The organism is Arthrobacter sp. Leaf69 (assembly GCF_001422645.1).
Taxonomy (GTDB): domain Bacteria; phylum Actinomycetota; class Actinomycetes; order Actinomycetales; family Micrococcaceae; genus Arthrobacter.
Genome location: NZ_LMLR01000011.1, coordinates 323,231 through 337,671, shown reverse-complemented (window position 1 = coordinate 337,671; position 14,441 = coordinate 323,231). Strand labels below are relative to the sequence as shown.

The following is a 14,441-nucleotide window of genomic DNA, read 5'->3' as shown; positions in this document are numbered from 1 at the left end:
CAGTGATGTCGTCCAGTGGCGTCACCGTCGCCAGCGAGAGGTAAGTACATATGTCACAGCAAGCAGGGGCACCCCGGATGGCTACTGTCGATCCGGCCGCCCAGGATAACTACATTTACAACCGCCTGCTGAAAGAGCGCATCATCTGGCTCGGCTCCGAGGTCCGCGACGAGAACGCCAACGCGATCTGCTCGCAGCTGCTGCTGCTCTCGGCCGAGAACCCCGAGAAGGATATCTACCTCTACATCAACTCACCGGGCGGCTCCGTCACCGCCGGCATGGCCATCTACGACACCATGCAGTTCATCCCGAACGACGTCGTCACCGTCGCCACCGGCCTCGCCGCCTCGATGGGACAGTTCCTGCTCTCCTCCGGCACCAAGGGCAAGCGTTACGCCACCCCGAACGCCCGCATCCTGATGCACCAGCCCTCGGGCGGCATCGGCGGCACGGCCTCGGACATCAAGATCCAGGCCGAGCTCATCCTGCACATGAAGAAGGTCATGGCCGAACTGACGGCCGACCAGACCGGGCAGACGGTGGACACCATCCTCAAGGACAACGACCGCGACAAGTGGTTCACGGCCAAGGAAGCCCTTGAGTACGGCTTCTTCGACAAGATCGCGGCCCACGCGGGATCGGTCGCCGGCGGCGGCGGAACCAACGCCAACGGCGGTAACGCGGCCGCCGACGCAGCCACCGAGAACTGACCGGCACAGCAATGAATTCAGGAGCAATGAACATGAACTACAACTTCGGTTCGACTGCCGGCAACCTGCCGAGCAGCCGCTACGTGCTGCCGCAGTTCGAGGAGCGCACCCCCTACGGCTTCAAGCGCCAGGACCCGTACACCAAGCTGTTCGAGGACCGCATCATCTTCCTCGGCGTCCAGGTGGACGACGCGTCGGCCGACGACGTCATGGCCCAGCTGCTGGTGCTCGAGTCCACCGACCCGGACCGCGACATCACGCTCTACATCAACTCCCCGGGCGGCTCCTTCACCGCCATGACGGCGATCTACGACACCATGACGTACATCCGCCCGGAGATCCAGACCGTTTGCCTCGGCCAGGCCGCCAGTGCCGCCGCCGTGCTCCTCGCGGCCGGAACGCCCGGCAAGCGCCTGGCCCTGCCGAACGCCCGCGTGCTGATCCACCAGCCCTCCCTGTCCGGAGGCCAGGGCGGGCAGGCCTCGGACCTGGAGATCCAGGCCGCCGAGGTCATGCGGATGCGTTCATGGCTCGAAGACACGCTTGCCAAGCACTCCGGCCGGACGCCGGAGCAGGTCAACAACGACATCGAACGCGACAAGATCCTCACCGCGGCCGAGGCCATGCAGTACGGCCTGATCGACCAGGTGCTGGATTCCCGCAAGATCAAGCCGCAGGCCATTGCCAAGTAGCGCAACAAGTACGTAACAAGAAGTTCCCGACGCCGGTGCGGCCCGCCTTAAGTGGCCGCACCGGTGTTGGCTTTCCACCCAACACGCCTAAAGTGACCTAGAGTGGAACATGTCACAGGCCGCAGCAAGATACTAAAGGGGTTCACATATGGCTCGGATTGGCGAGAGCACGGATCTGCTGAAGTGTTCTTTCTGCGGAAAGAGCCAGAAGCAGGTCCGGAAGCTCATTGCCGGGCCCGGCGTCTACATCTGCGACGAGTGCATTGAACTCTGCAACGAGATCATTGAAGAAGAACTCGCGGAAGTCGCTGACCTGGGCAGTTTCGAACTGCCCAAGCCCCGCGAGATTTTTGACTTCCTGCAGGAGTACGTCATCGGCCAGGAGCCGGCCAAACGCTCGCTCGCCGTCGCCGTGTACAACCACTACAAGCGCATCCAGGCCGGCCACGCCCCCAAGAGCGGCAGCCTGGCCGAGGGCGTGCACCACGACGACGTCGAGATCGCCAAGTCCAACATCCTGCTGATTGGCCCCACCGGCTGCGGCAAGACGTACCTCGCGCAGACCCTGGCCCGCCGCCTCAACGTCCCCTTCGCCGTCGCCGACGCCACCGCACTGACCGAAGCCGGCTACGTCGGCGAGGACGTCGAGAACATCCTGCTCAAGCTCATCCAGGCCGCCGACTACGACGTCAAAAAGGCCGAACAGGGCATCATCTACATCGATGAGATCGACAAGATCTCGCGCAAGAGCGAGAATCCCTCCATTACCCGGGATGTCTCGGGCGAGGGAGTTCAGCAGGCCCTGCTGAAGATCCTCGAAGGCACCGTCGCCTCGGTGCCGCCGCAGGGCGGCCGCAAGCACCCGCATCAGGAATTCATCCAGATCGACACCACCAACGTGCTCTTCATCGTGGCCGGCGCCTTCGCCGGACTCGAAGAGATCATCGGTTCGCGGTCCGGACGCAAGGGCATCGGGTTCGGCGCCCCCCTCAACGAGGTCAAAAACAACGCGGACTCCTACGGCGAGGTTATGCCCGAGGACCTGCTGAAGTTCGGGCTCATCCCCGAATTCATCGGCCGCCTCCCGGTCATCACCACCGTTTCCAACCTGGACCGGTCCGCGCTCATCCAGATCCTCTCCACGCCCAAGAACGCCCTCGTGAAGCAGTACCAGAAGATGTTCCAGCTCGACGGCGTCGAGCTGGTGTTCGAGGACGAGGCGCTGAACACCATCGCCGACCAGGCACTCGAACGCGGCACGGGCGCCCGCGGTCTCCGCGCCATCATGGAGGAAGTCCTCCTCCCCGTGATGTTCGACCTGCCCAGCCGGGACGATATCGCCACCGTGGTCATCACCGAAGACGTCGTCGCGAACAAGGCGGCGCCCACGATGATCCCCCACGACGTCAAGCGCCGCAAATCCGCCTGAACCGGAATAAATAGGCCGCACGGGCCGCTGACATCTTTGGCGTGCCCGGTCATTGAGCCAGCGGTGCACCTGTTCCCCCCGCAGACTTCCCCTAGGAGATCACCTGTGCCTGAAACCCTGAACACTCCAGCAACAACCAACAAAGCCGACTTCTGGTTTGATCCGATGTGCCCCTTTGCCTGGGTGACCTCGCGGTGGATCAACGAGGTGGAGGAAGTCCGCGACATCAGCACTGAATGGCACGTCATGAGCCTCTCGGTGCTGAATGAGGGCCGCGAGGAGCTCCCCGAGCAGTACCGGGAGTTCATGAAGAAGGCGTGGGCTCCAGTTCGCGTCATCACTGCCGCCGCTGAACAGCATGGTGCGCAGTACATCAAGCCGCTCTATGACTCCATGGGCACCAAGATTCACAACGAAGGCAACAAGGACATCGACGAGGTCATCGCCAAATCGCTCGCCGAGGCAGGACTGCCGGCCGAGCTTGCGGCGGCCGGCCAAAGCGACAAATTCGATGCGCAGCTCCGCACCAGCCACGAGGCAGGCATCTCCCTGGTCGGGCAGGACGTGGGCACGCCGGTCGTCGCTTTCAACGGAACGGCCTTTTTTGGCCCGGTCCTGACCCGCATCCCGCGTGGCGAGGAAGCCGGACAGATCTGGGACGCCACCGTGACCCTGGCGTCGTTCCCGTACTTCTTCGAGATCAAGCGCAGCCGTACCGAAAGCCCGGTCTTCAACTAGGCCCGTAGACACCGCGCCGGGCAGCTGCCCGGCCTGCAAAGAGCCCCGGAAGAATTACTCTGATGTAGTTCTTCCGGGGCTCTTGTGCATCCCAAACCCGGGGATCACAATAGAACTTACCCACTTCGAAAGAAGCGGGACGCAGAAACCAAAGATTCAGTGACACTCATCCGACGCAGCCTTCGGCAAAGTCAGATGATGGCTACCAGTGACGAGGTAGGAAGACCTGGAAATCCGAGGATTCTGCCAGATTGTCTAAGACGTCACGTGACAATCGAAAAGTCGAAGCCCCACCAACGGCAAAACGCTGATGGGGCTTCCCCTTTGCCCGAATACGGGCGGGCAGGATTGTCCCGGCTAGGCCTCCCCGGGCGGCGCCAGGACGACGTCGCTCACGGTCAGTTCGCCCTCGCCGCCCACCAGGGCCAGCTCGCGCGCGTTGGCTGCAGCCTTGAGGTCGGCCAAGCCGGCCTTCAGCTGCGTAATGAGGGACTCCGAGGCCGTGATGGTCGCGGACAGCACCTCGGTGCGCTGCTTGACCTTGGCCTCGGACTTGGCTTTGCGGATACCGCTGAGCGCGGTCCCCACGGTGGCCAGCAGGGTGGTGTCGCCGTCGATCTCGATGGCGGACGGCCAGGCCGCGCGGTGCACGGAACCGGTGCGCCACCAGCTCCAGACTTCCTCCGTGGCGAAGGGCAGGAACGGGGCGAACAGTCGCAGCAGCGTGTCCAGGCTTGTTGCCAGCGCCGCGAGGACGGACGCCTGCTCGGCCTCTCCCGCCGCACCGTAAGCGCGGTCCTTGATGAGCTCCACATAGTCATCGGTGAAGTGCCAGAAGAAGCTCTCCGTGATCTGCAGGGCCCGCGCGTAATCGTAGTTCTCGAACGCCTTCGTGGCCTGCTGGACCACATCGGCCAGCTGGGACAGCACGGCCCGGTCCAGGGGGTTGCCGAGCACGGACAGGTCCGAGGACACCACAGAGTCCTCGGTGGCGCCCAGATTCAGCACGAACTTGGAGGCGTTGAGCAGCTTGATGGCCAGCCGCCGTCCGATCTTCATCTGGGCGATCTCGTAGGCTGTATCCGCGCCGAGCTTGGCCGAGGCCGCCCAGTAGCGGACGGCGTCCGAGCCGTATTCCTCGAGCACGTCGGTCGGGACGATCACATTGCCCTTGGACTTGGACATCTTCTTGCGGTCTGGGTCCAGGATCCAGCCGGAGATGGCCGCGTGCTTCCACGGCGCGGAGCCCTGCAGGGCGTCGGCGCGCACGGCGGAGGAGAACAGCCAGGTCCGGATGATGTCGTGGCCCTGCGGGCGCACGTCGAAGGGGTAGACCTTGGCGAAGAGCGCCTCGTCGGTGCTCCAGCCGCCCACGATCTGCGGGGTCAGCGAGGAAGTTGCCCAGGTGTCCAGCACATCGGCGTCGCCGGTGAAGCCGCCCGGCACATCGCGCTGGGCTTCCTCATAGCCGGGGGCGGCGTCGGCGGCCGGGTCCACCGGCAGCTGCGCGGCGGACGGGGCGATCGGAGCGGCGAAGTCCGGGTTGCCGTCGGCGTCCAGCGGGTACCAGACGGGCACCGGCACGCCGAAGAAACGCTGGCGCGAAACGAGCCAGTCGCCGTTCAGCCCGGAGATCCAGTTCTCGTAGCGTGAGCGCATGAATGCCGGGTGGAAATCGATCTCGTGGCCGCGGGCGATGAGCCGTTCGCGGCGTTCCGCGTCCCGGCCGCCGTTGCGGATGTACCACTGGCGCGAGGTCACCACCTCGAGGGGCTTATCGCCCTTTTCGAAGAAGTTGACCGGGTGCATGATTTTCTTCGGCTCGCCGTCGAGGAGCTCCGCGGCGGTAAGGAGCTCCACCACCGTTTCCTTGGCGCTGAAGACCGTCTTGCCGGCGATGGCAGCGAAGGCCTCGCGGCCTTCGGCGGTGGTGACCCACTCCGGGGTGTCGCCGATGATGCGGCCGTCGCGGCCCACAATCGCGCGGGTGGGGAGCTGCAGTTCCCGCCACCAGGTGACGTCGGTGAGGTCACCGAAGGTGCAGACCATGGCGATGCCGGAGCCCTTGTCCGCCTTCGCGAGCGGGTGGGCCTTGACCTCCACCTCGACGCCGAACAGGGGGGAGGTGACCTTCTTGCCGAACAGCGGCTGGTACCGTTCGTCGTCGGGATTCGCCACGAGCGCGGCGCAGGCGGCCAGCAGCTCGGGGCGGGTGGTCTCGATGTAGATCTTGTCGCCGTCTTCGGTGAAGAACGGGTAGCGGTAGTAGGCGCCCGCGACTTCCCGGTCCTCGAGCTCGGCCTGGGCCACCGCGGTGCGGAAGGTGACATCCCACAGCGTGGGAGCCTCGGCCATGTACGCGTCGCCGGCGGCGAGGTTGGCCAGGAAGGCGCGCTGGGAGATGGCGCGGGACTTGTCATCGATGGTGCGGTAGGTCAGGTCCCAGTCCACGGACAGACCGAGGGTCTGGAAGAGGTTCTCGAAGACCTTTTCGTCTTCGACGGCGAGTTCCTCGCACAGTTCGATGAAGTTCCGGCGCGAGACGACGTCGAAGTCGCGCTGGTTCTTGGCGGGCTCCGCCGGGGGCCGGTAGCCGGCGTCGTACGCGGTGGTGGGGTCGCAGCGCACACCATAGTAGTTCTGCACACGGCGCTCGGTGGGCAGGCCGTTGTCGTCCCAGCCCATGGGGTAGAAGACGTTTTTGCCGGTCATGCGCTGGTAGCGGGCCAGGACGTCCGTCTGCGTATAGGAGAACATGTGCCCCACGTGCAGCGAACCCGACGCCGTGGGCGGGGGAGTGTCGATCGAGTAGACCTGCGCCCGGGTGGTGTCCGGGTTGAACTTGTAGGTCCCTTCGTCAAGCCAGCGCCGGGTGAGGGCGTCTTCCAGCCCCTCCAAGGCGGGCTTGTCCGGAACGTTGATGGGGGCGGTGGTGGGCGTGTCTGTACCCTGCGTGTCTTCAGCCATGGGTCAATTCTTTCACGGTCCGCCGCGGGCAGGCGCAGTGGCCCGCCGCAGAGCCGTTAGTGTGGTGCCATGACTGAGGGAATCCAGAACAAAGCAGCAGTTGTCACCGGCGCCAGCACCGGGATCGGCGAGGCCACCGTGCGTGCGCTCCGGACTGAGGGCTGGACCGTGTACGCGGTCGCCCGCCGCGCGGACCGGCTTGAGGCGCTCGCCGCGGAAACCGGCGCCGTCGCGCTGCCGGCCGACGTGACTGACGACGCCGACGTCGCCCGGCTGGTCGACGAGGTAACGCGGGCCGGCGGCATCGACACACTCATTAACGTCGCCGGCGGTGCCCGTGGCGCGGACAGAGTGGCCGAGGCCAAGACCGAGGACTGGGAATGGATGTTCGAGGTCAACGTCCTGGGCACCATGAAACTCACCCGGGCATTCCTGCCCATGCTGCGCGCCTGCGGTGAAGGCACCGTCCTGAACCTGACCTCGACGGCGGGACTGTCCGCCTATGAGGGCGGCGGCGGCTACAACGCGGCGAAGTTCGCCCAGCACGCGCTCACCGGGGCGCTGCGCCTTGAAGAGGCCGAGCACAACCTTCGCGTGATCGAGGTGGCCCCCGGCCTGGTCCAGACGGAGGAGTTCGCGCTGAACCGCCTCGGCGGCAACTCCGACGCCGCCGCGAAGGTGTACGCCGGCGTCGAGAAGCCCCTGACCGCCGCGGACGTCGCCGACGTCGTCCGGTATGCCGTCATGGCTCCGCACCACGTCAACCTCGACCAGATCGTGATCCGCCCGGTGGCGCAGGCCGCCAACTACAAGCTCATCCGCAAGGGCTGACGGGACCGGCGGCGATGCGGGGACGCGGTGCAGGCATTGCGTCCCCGCGACAGTTGTTAGACTTCTCGTAACAGCTTCGACCCGGCCATCACCGGTGAGCTTCCGGAAGAACGCCCCGGCGCAACGTCAGCACGTGCCAGGGCCGGTAGAACCGGACGGGTAAGCCCGTCACAGCAGTAATGAGCGGCCGACGCCGGTGCTTCCCCACGGGGAGAGGATCCGGCGACGGTAAGTGAGGTGGTACCGCGGTGCCGGTGGTGTCTAAAGACAACGCAGGAGCCGTCCTCGCATCCTGAATGAATCCATTTGTTCACTAGCTCAACCCAGGATGTCGAGATGACTTATTACCCGAAGGCCTCCGCCGCACCGTCCGGCGCCGGCGCCCGCACCTCTGATTCCAACGCTGCCTCCAACGCAGCAGGCGTATCCGCCTCCGTGAAGTTCCCGGAAATCGAAGAACGCATCCTCAAGTACTGGGAAGCGGACGGCACCTTCCAGGCCAGCATCGACCAGCGCGATGCTGGCAAAGATGGGTCCAACGAATTCGTCTTCTACGACGGCCCGCCCTTCGCCAACGGCCTGCCGCACTACGGCCACCTGCTGACCGGCTACGCCAAAGACCTTGTGGGCCGCTACCAGACCCAGCGAGGCCGCCGGGTGGAGCGCCGCTTCGGCTGGGACACCCACGGGCTGCCCGCCGAGCTGGAGGCCATGAAGCAGCTGGGCATGACGGACAAGACCCAGATCGAGGCCATGGGCATCGACAAATTCAACGACGCCTGCCGCGCGTCGGTGATGAAGTACGCCGACGAATGGAAGAGCTACGTCACCCGCCAGGCGCGCTGGGTCGACTTCGAGAACGACTACAAGACGCTCAACGTCGAGTACATGGAGTCCGTGCTGTGGGCCTTCAAGCAGCTGCACGAAAAGGGCCTGACCTACAACGGCTACCGCGTGCTGCCGTACTGCTGGAAGGACGAGACGCCGCTGTCCAACCATGAACTGCGCATGGACGACGACGTCTACAAGAACCGCCAGGACCAGACCGTCACGGTGACGTTCCCGATCACGGCAGGGGAGTCGGAGCTGTCCCGGCAGCTCGCCGGCGTGCAGGCACTCGCCTGGACCACGACGCCCTGGACGCTGCCCACCAACCTGGCGCTCGCCGTCGGGCCCGCCATCACCTACGTCGTCCTGCCGGCTGGCCCGCACGGGATCAAGGCCGCCTCGGCCGAGGCCCCGGTCACGGGCAGCTTCCTGCTCGCCGCCGAGCTGCTGGGCGCCTACGCCAAGGACCTTGGCTATGGCGACGGTGCCGAGGGCGTTGCCGCCGCCGAGGCCGCCGTCACGTCCAGCCACACCGGCGCCGAGCTCGACGGCCTGAGCTACGAGCCGCTGTGGGACTACTTCAGCGACGCCGAGAAGTTCGGCACGGAGAACGCCTGGCGTTTCCTCGTGGCCGACTACGTCACCACCACCGACGGCACCGGCATCGTTCACCAGGCGCCCGCCTACGGTGAAGATGACCAGAAGGTCTGTGAAGAGGCCGGCATCCCGGTGGTCCTCTCCGTGGACGAAGGCGCGAAGTTCCTGCCGCTGTTCGGCCACGGCGACCTCGCCGAGATCGCCGGACTCCAGGTCTTCGACGCGAACAAGCCCATCACCCAGGTGCTCCGCGCCCAGGGCCGCCTGGTCCGCCAGGCCAGCTACGAGCACAGCTACCCGCACTGCTGGCGCTGCCGGAACCCGCTCATCTACCGTGCCGTGTCCTCCTGGTACGTCGAGGTGACCAAGTTCAAGGACCGCATGTCCGAGCTCAACCAGGACATCAACTGGATCCCGGGCAACGTCAAGGACGGCCAGTTCGGCAAGTGGCTCGCCAACGCCCGGGACTGGTCCATCAGCCGCAACCGCTACTGGGGCAGCCCCATCCCGGTGTGGCAGTCCAGCGACCCGGACTACCCGCGCACGGACGTCTACGGCTCGCTCGCCGAGATCGAGGCCGACTTCGGCCGGCTGCCGCTGAACAAGGCCGGCCAGGTAGACCTGCACCGGCCGTTCATCGACGAGCTCACCCGCCCGAACCCGGACGACCCCCGCACCCCGGAGGAGGGCCAGTCCGTGATGCGCCGCGTCGAGGACGTCCTGGACGTCTGGTTCGACTCCGGCTCCATGCCCTACGGCCAGGTCCACTACCCGTTCCAGAACGAGGAATGGTTCGACACCCACAACCCGGCGGACTTCATCGTCGAGTACATCGGCCAGACCCGCGGCTGGTTCTACATGCTGCACATCCTCTCCACCGCGCTGTTCGACCGTCCGGCCTTCCGCAACGTCATCAGCCACGGAATCGTGCTGGGCTCGGACGGGCAGAAGATGTCCAAGAGCCTCCGCAACTACCCGGATGTCTCCGAGGTCCTGGACCGCGACGGTTCCGACGCGATGCGCTGGTTCCTGATGTCCAGCCCGATCCTGCGCGGCGGCAACCTCGTGGTCACCGAGCAGGGCATCCGCGACGGCGTCCGCCAGGTCATCCTGCCGCTGTGGAACGTGTACAGCTTCTTCACGCTCTACACGAACGCGGCTGACGGAGCGCGGGGGTACGACGCAAAGCTCCGCTACGACGGCTATGCCGACACCCTGGACCAGTACCTGATGGCCAACACCGGGGACCTCGTCCGGAACATGACTACGCAGCTGGACGCCTACGACATCTCCGGGGCCTGCGACGAACTGCGCAGCTACCTGGACATGCTCACCAACTGGTACGTCCGCCGCAGCCGCCAGCGGTTCTTCGACGAGAACGTCGACGCCTTCGACGCGCTCTACACCGCCCTGGAAGCGGTCTGCCGGGTCTCCGCGTCCCTGCTGCCGCTCATCTCGGAAGAGATCTGGCGCGGCCTCACCGGCGGGCGCTCCGTGCACCTGGCCGACTGGCCGGACGCGGACCTGTTCCCCGCCAACCCGGAACTTGTTGAGGCCATGGACCGGATCCAGCAGATCTGCTCCACCGGCTCCTCGCTGCGCAAAGCCGCCAACCTGCGCGTGCGCTTGCCGCTGCAGGAACTCACCGTCGTGGCGCCCGGCGCGGACGCGCTGGACGGCTTCGCCGCCGTCGTCCGCGATGAACTGAACCTGCGCTCCGTCCGCCTGCTCGACGCCGGCAACGCCTCCCCGGAGGAGTTCGGCATCGAACAGAAGCTTGTGGTGAACGCCCGGGCCGCGGGTCCGCGTCTCGGCAAGAACGTCCAGCAGGCCATCAAGGGCTCCAAGTCCGGCGACTGGTCCGTCAGCGAAGCCGGTGTGGTGACCGCAGGCGGCCTCGAGCTGGAACCGCAGGAGTACACCTTGGAAACCGTCGTGGCAGAAGCCGCGGAAGGCGAGGGAGCTGGACCTGCCACAAGGGCGGCCGCCGTGCTGCCCGGCGGCGGCTTCGTGGTCCTCAACACCGAGGTCACCCCGGAACTGGAAGCCGAAGGTGCCGCCCGCGACATGGTCCGCGCCATCCAGCAGGCCCGCAAGGACGCCGGGCTCAACGTCAGCGACCGGATCCACACCACCGTCACCGCCCGGCAGGACGTTGTGGATGCCCTGCTGGCCAACGCCGGGCTCGTCCAGACCGAAACCCTGACGGTCCGGCTGGACACGGTGGCGGCCGACGTCAAGGAACCCCAGGTCAGCGTCGTCAAGACCGCTGCAGAAAAAGTAGAGGCCTAATCCATGACCGATGAATTCTCCGTAGAAAGCGTCTACGCCGAGCTGCTGGGCCGGGCGCCGGAAAACAAGATGGAGCCCCGGCTGGCCCCGCTGCACCGGGCCATGGACATCCTGGGGGAGCCGAACAAGGCGTTCCCGATCATCCACGTCACCGGCACCAACGGCAAAACCTCCACCGCACGGATGATCGAGGCCGGGCTGCGGGCCCACGGGCTGAGCACGGGCCGGTACACCAGCCCGCACCTGTCCAAAGTCACCGAACGGATCAGCATCGACGGCGAACCGGTACCGGACGAGACTTTCGTCCGGATCTGGGACGAAATCCGCCCGTACCTGGCGATCGTGGACAGCGAACTCGAGGCCCAGGGCCAGCCCCGCTTGACCTACTTCGAGTGCCTCACCATCCTGGGCTTCGCGGTCTTCGCGGACCAGCCGGTCAACGTCGCCGTCATCGAAGTGGGCCTGGGCGGCATCACCGACGCGACCAACGTCGGCGACGGCCAGGTCTTTGTGGTCACGCCGATCTCGCTGGACCACACGGACCTCCTCGGTGACACCACCGAGGACATCGCGCACGAAAAGGCCGGCATCATCAAGCCCGGCGGCTTCCTGGTCAGTGCCGCGCAGCCCCGTGACGCGGCCCAGGTGCTGCTGGAAAAGGCCAAGGAAACGAACGTGCCGTTCCGCTTCGAGGGCGTCGAGTTCGGCGTCGAGTCCCGCACCGTCGCCGTCGGCGGGCAGATGGTCACCATCCAGGGCATCGCCGGCCGCTACGAGGACCTCCTGGTGCCGCTGCACGGCGCCCACCAGGCCGAGAACGCCGCCGTCGCGATCGCCGCGCTGGAGGCCTTCTTCGGCGCCGAAAAGGCGCTCGACGCCGAGGTGGTCCAGGAGGCCTTCGCCTCCGTCACCTCGCCCGGCCGGCTCGAGGTGGTGCGCACGGCGCCGACCATCATCGTGGACGCCGCGCACAACCCCGAAGGCATCCGAGTGTCCGCCGAGGCCATCCACGAGGCGTTCAGCTTCACCAAACTCGTGGTTGTGGTCGGTGTCCTGCGGGAGAAGGACGCCGAGGAGATCCTCCGCCAGCTCAAGGAATCCCTGGGCGACCTGGCCGCCGAGTACTGCTTCACCCAGTCCAACTCGCCGCGCGCCGTGCCGGCCGAAGACCTCGCGGAACTCGCCGTCGAGCTGGGCTTCGGCGAGGACAACATCCACGTGGCCGAGAAGCTCGACGACGCCCTCGAATGGGCGGTGGAACGCGCCGAATCCAACGACGACCTCGCCGGCGGCGTCCTCGTCACGGGCTCCATCACGCTCGTCGCGGACGCCCGGATCCTGCTCGGAAAGGCGGATGCGTAAGCCATGGCGAAACTCACCAAGGCCCAGCGCGAATGGCGTCCGGGCATGCCCAAGAAGCGCCGTTCCACCAAGGTCATGTTCGCCTCGACGGTGCTGCTGCTGGAGGCCTTTGTGGTGGTCTTTGGCACCCTCACCGTCTTCGGGCTGCGGCGGGACGAGTTCCCGCCGGTCCTGATCTTCTCGGTCGGGATCGGACTGGCGCTCGTCTACGTCTTCACGTGTGCGGTGCTCTCCAAACCGTGGGGCGTGGCTTTGGGCTGGATCCTGCAGATCGTGTTGATCCTGACCGGCCTCCTGGAACCGGCGATGTTCCTGGTGGGCGGCCTCTTCGCCGTGGCCTGGTGGTACGGGATCCGCACCGGCATCCGGATCGACCGGGAGGCCTCGCAGCGGGAACGCGAGCAGGCCGCCTGGGACGCCGCGCACCCCGAAGACCAGAGCAACTAGACTTATTTCCGAATCCCACCCCAAACACATTGGAGCAGCTGTGAGCATTGAGCGCACCCTCGTCCTGATCAAGCCCGACGGCGTCACCCGCAACCTGACCGGCAGCATCATCGCCCGCATCGAAGCCAAGGGCTACACCCTGGCCGAGCTCAAGAAGGTCGACGCGAGCCGCGAACTGCTGGAGCAGCACTACGAGGAGCACGTGGGCAAGCCGTTCTACGAGCCGTTGGTCGAGTTCATGCTCAGCGGCCCCGTTGTCGCCGCGATCTTCGAGGGCCACCGCGTCATCGAGGGCTTCCGCTCCCTCGCCGGCACCACGGACCCGACGACGGCGGCGCCCGGCACCATCCGCGGTGACTTCGGCCGCGACTGGGGCCTGAAGGTGCAGCAGAACCTGGTCCACGGCTCGGACTCCGTGGATTCCGCGGAACGCGAGATCAAGATCTGGTTCCAGAACTAAACGGTTCCCGCCGTGTGAGAGTCACCGAGGTGACAGTTAAGGCCCATGTTCAACGTGAACATGGGCCTTAACTGTCACCTCGCGGCGGTTAACCGGGGTCCATCTCCTCAGTAGCCGGACGTCCCGATGAAAACCTGGATGAAGGCGAAGAAGATGGTGGCGATGACGGCGACATAGAGCAGCGCCGTGATGATCCAGCCGGAGTCGCCCAGGACCCTCGTAGGGCCCGCGGGCAGCCGGATCACACCGTGGCTCACATTGCGGACCGTGACCCAGACGAACAGCGGAATCATCGCGGCCCAGACCACCATGCAGAACGGGCACAGGATGTGGATGGAGTACAGCGCCTGGGACCAGAGCCACACCACAAACGCGAAGCCCAGTGTCACCCCGGCCTGCAGTCCCAGCCAGTACCAGCGGGCGAACCTGGCACCCGCAAGCATCCCCATCGCAGTGGTGATGATGACGGCGAACGCCACGATGCCGATGAACATGTTGGGGAATCCGAACACCGAACTCTGCGGTGTCTGCATGACCTGGCCGCAGGAGATCCAGGGATTTACATCGCAGACCGTGACGTGGCCGGGATCCTTGAGGACCTCAAGCTTCTCCAGCACCAGAATTCCGGAGGCGAGCCAGCCGACGACGCCGGTGATAAGCAGGAGCCACGCGAACGGCCGGTCGCGGGTCATCGGAGGCAACGGCCGTTCCGCAGCGGACGGGCTGGTGTCTTGCTGCTGCGCGGCTGCCTCGCCGGTGGCGCTGGAGATGCTGGGCATGAAAGTCCTTCGGGTCGGTGCAACTGGTCCGATTCTATCGCCGGTGACTGGACGAAGCCGGGGAAGGCCCATGCCTTCCCCGGGGATTCGTTTCCACAGTGCGGTCCGGATGCCTTGGTTACGCCTGCTTTGACGGCTCCTGTGAGACAATGATCGTGGCTGGAACCCGATCCACATCCGGGTCCCGGTCCGGCGACTTTGTTCCCAAGACCGCCAATGATGAGCAGGGAGCTACGGATCCTCTGATCCAGGCTGTCCCGCAATGCCATTGGACGGCACCTGGTTGTGGCGTGTAGATCAACGGGTTTC

General features: G+C 65.8%; 11 protein-coding genes. 9 read left to right on the top strand and 2 right to left on the bottom strand.

Features of this window, described 5'->3' with window-relative positions; genetic code table 11:
- Nucleotides 1-77: 77 nt before the first annotated feature.
- From ASE96_RS11000 to ASE96_RS10985, 4 genes are all read left to right on the top strand, one after another.
- Nucleotides 78-710: an ATP-dependent Clp protease proteolytic subunit gene (locus ASE96_RS11000; protein ID WP_056429831.1), complete on the top strand. Its 633-nt coding sequence runs from the start codon at nucleotides 78-80 to the stop codon at nucleotides 708-710.
- A gap of 32 nt (nucleotides 711-742) precedes the next feature.
- A complete protein-coding gene (locus ASE96_RS10995; RefSeq protein WP_056430069.1) occupies nucleotides 743-1,402 on the top strand; it encodes an ATP-dependent Clp protease proteolytic subunit in 660 nt (219 codons plus the stop codon).
- Between the two features lie 148 nt (nucleotides 1,403-1,550).
- A complete protein-coding gene (gene clpX, locus ASE96_RS10990; protein WP_056429830.1) occupies nucleotides 1,551-2,831 on the top strand; it encodes an ATP-dependent Clp protease ATP-binding subunit ClpX in 1,281 nt (426 codons plus the stop codon).
- A 105-nt stretch (nucleotides 2,832-2,936) separates the two neighbouring features.
- Nucleotides 2,937-3,569 carry a mycothiol-dependent nitroreductase Rv2466c family protein gene (locus tag ASE96_RS10985; protein WP_056429828.1) on the top strand — a complete coding sequence of 211 codons (633 nt, stop codon included), beginning with the start codon at nucleotides 2,937-2,939 and terminating at the stop codon, nucleotides 3,567-3,569.
- A gap of 357 nt (nucleotides 3,570-3,926) precedes the next feature.
- Here ASE96_RS10985 and valS read toward each other — a convergent pair whose 3' ends face one another.
- A complete protein-coding gene (gene valS, locus ASE96_RS10980) occupies nucleotides 3,927-6,536 on the bottom strand; it encodes a valine--tRNA ligase (protein ID WP_056429824.1) in 2,610 nt (869 codons plus the stop codon).
- Nucleotides 6,537-6,605: 69 nt separating this feature from the next.
- On the opposite strand from valS, the gene ASE96_RS10975 reads away from it, so the two are divergent.
- The 5 genes from ASE96_RS10975 to ndk all read left to right on the top strand — a co-directional run bounded on the left by ASE96_RS10975 (nucleotide 6,606) and on the right by ndk (nucleotide 13,353).
- Entirely contained in the window at nucleotides 6,606-7,367 is a 762-nt protein-coding gene (locus ASE96_RS10975) for an SDR family oxidoreductase (RefSeq protein ID WP_056429822.1), read from the top strand.
- A gap of 336 nt (nucleotides 7,368-7,703) precedes the next feature.
- Nucleotides 7,704-11,084, top strand: a complete 3,381-nt coding sequence (gene ileS, locus ASE96_RS10970; protein ID WP_056429821.1) for an isoleucine--tRNA ligase — start codon at nucleotides 7,704-7,706, stop codon at nucleotides 11,082-11,084.
- Between the two features lie 3 nt (nucleotides 11,085-11,087).
- A complete protein-coding gene (locus tag ASE96_RS10965; RefSeq protein WP_056429820.1) occupies nucleotides 11,088-12,446 on the top strand; it encodes a bifunctional folylpolyglutamate synthase/dihydrofolate synthase in 1,359 nt (452 codons plus the stop codon).
- A gap of 3 nt (nucleotides 12,447-12,449) precedes the next feature.
- Nucleotides 12,450-12,893 (top strand): DUF4233 domain-containing protein, encoded by a 444-nt coding sequence (locus ASE96_RS10960; RefSeq protein ID WP_056429815.1) that lies wholly within the window; start codon nucleotides 12,450-12,452, stop codon nucleotides 12,891-12,893.
- Nucleotides 12,894-12,933: 40 nt separating this feature from the next.
- Nucleotides 12,934-13,353 (top strand): nucleoside-diphosphate kinase, encoded by a 420-nt coding sequence (gene ndk, locus ASE96_RS10955; protein ID WP_056429812.1) that lies wholly within the window; start codon nucleotides 12,934-12,936, stop codon nucleotides 13,351-13,353.
- 107 nt (nucleotides 13,354-13,460) lie between these two features.
- Here ndk and ASE96_RS10950 read toward each other — a convergent pair whose 3' ends face one another.
- A complete protein-coding gene (locus ASE96_RS10950) occupies nucleotides 13,461-14,132 on the bottom strand; it encodes a vitamin K epoxide reductase family protein (protein ID WP_056429809.1) in 672 nt (223 codons plus the stop codon).
- Nucleotides 14,133-14,441 lie beyond the last annotated feature (309 nt).

Bases quoted from the DNA above. Each gene is read 5' to 3' on its own strand.
- ASE96_RS11000 (WP_056429831.1), top strand. From the start codon at position 78: ATGGCTACTGTCGATCCGGCCGCCCAGGATAACTACATTTACAACCGC.
- ASE96_RS10995 (WP_056430069.1), top strand. From the start codon at position 743: ATGAACTACAACTTCGGTTCGACTGCCGGCAACCTGCCGAGCAGCCGC.
- clpX (WP_056429830.1), top strand. From the start codon at position 1,551: ATGGCTCGGATTGGCGAGAGCACGGATCTGCTGAAGTGTTCTTTCTGC.
- valS (WP_056429824.1), bottom strand. From the start codon at position 6,536: ATGGCTGAAGACACGCAGGGTACAGACACGCCCACCACCGCCCCCATC.
- ASE96_RS10975 (WP_056429822.1), top strand. From the start codon at position 6,606: ATGACTGAGGGAATCCAGAACAAAGCAGCAGTTGTCACCGGCGCCAGC.
- ileS (WP_056429821.1), top strand. From the start codon at position 7,704: ATGACTTATTACCCGAAGGCCTCCGCCGCACCGTCCGGCGCCGGCGCC.
- ASE96_RS10965 (WP_056429820.1), top strand. From the start codon at position 11,088: ATGACCGATGAATTCTCCGTAGAAAGCGTCTACGCCGAGCTGCTGGGC.
- ASE96_RS10960 (WP_056429815.1), top strand. From the start codon at position 12,450: ATGGCGAAACTCACCAAGGCCCAGCGCGAATGGCGTCCGGGCATGCCC.
- ASE96_RS10950 (WP_056429809.1), bottom strand. From the start codon at position 14,132: ATGCCCAGCATCTCCAGCGCCACCGGCGAGGCAGCCGCGCAGCAGCAA.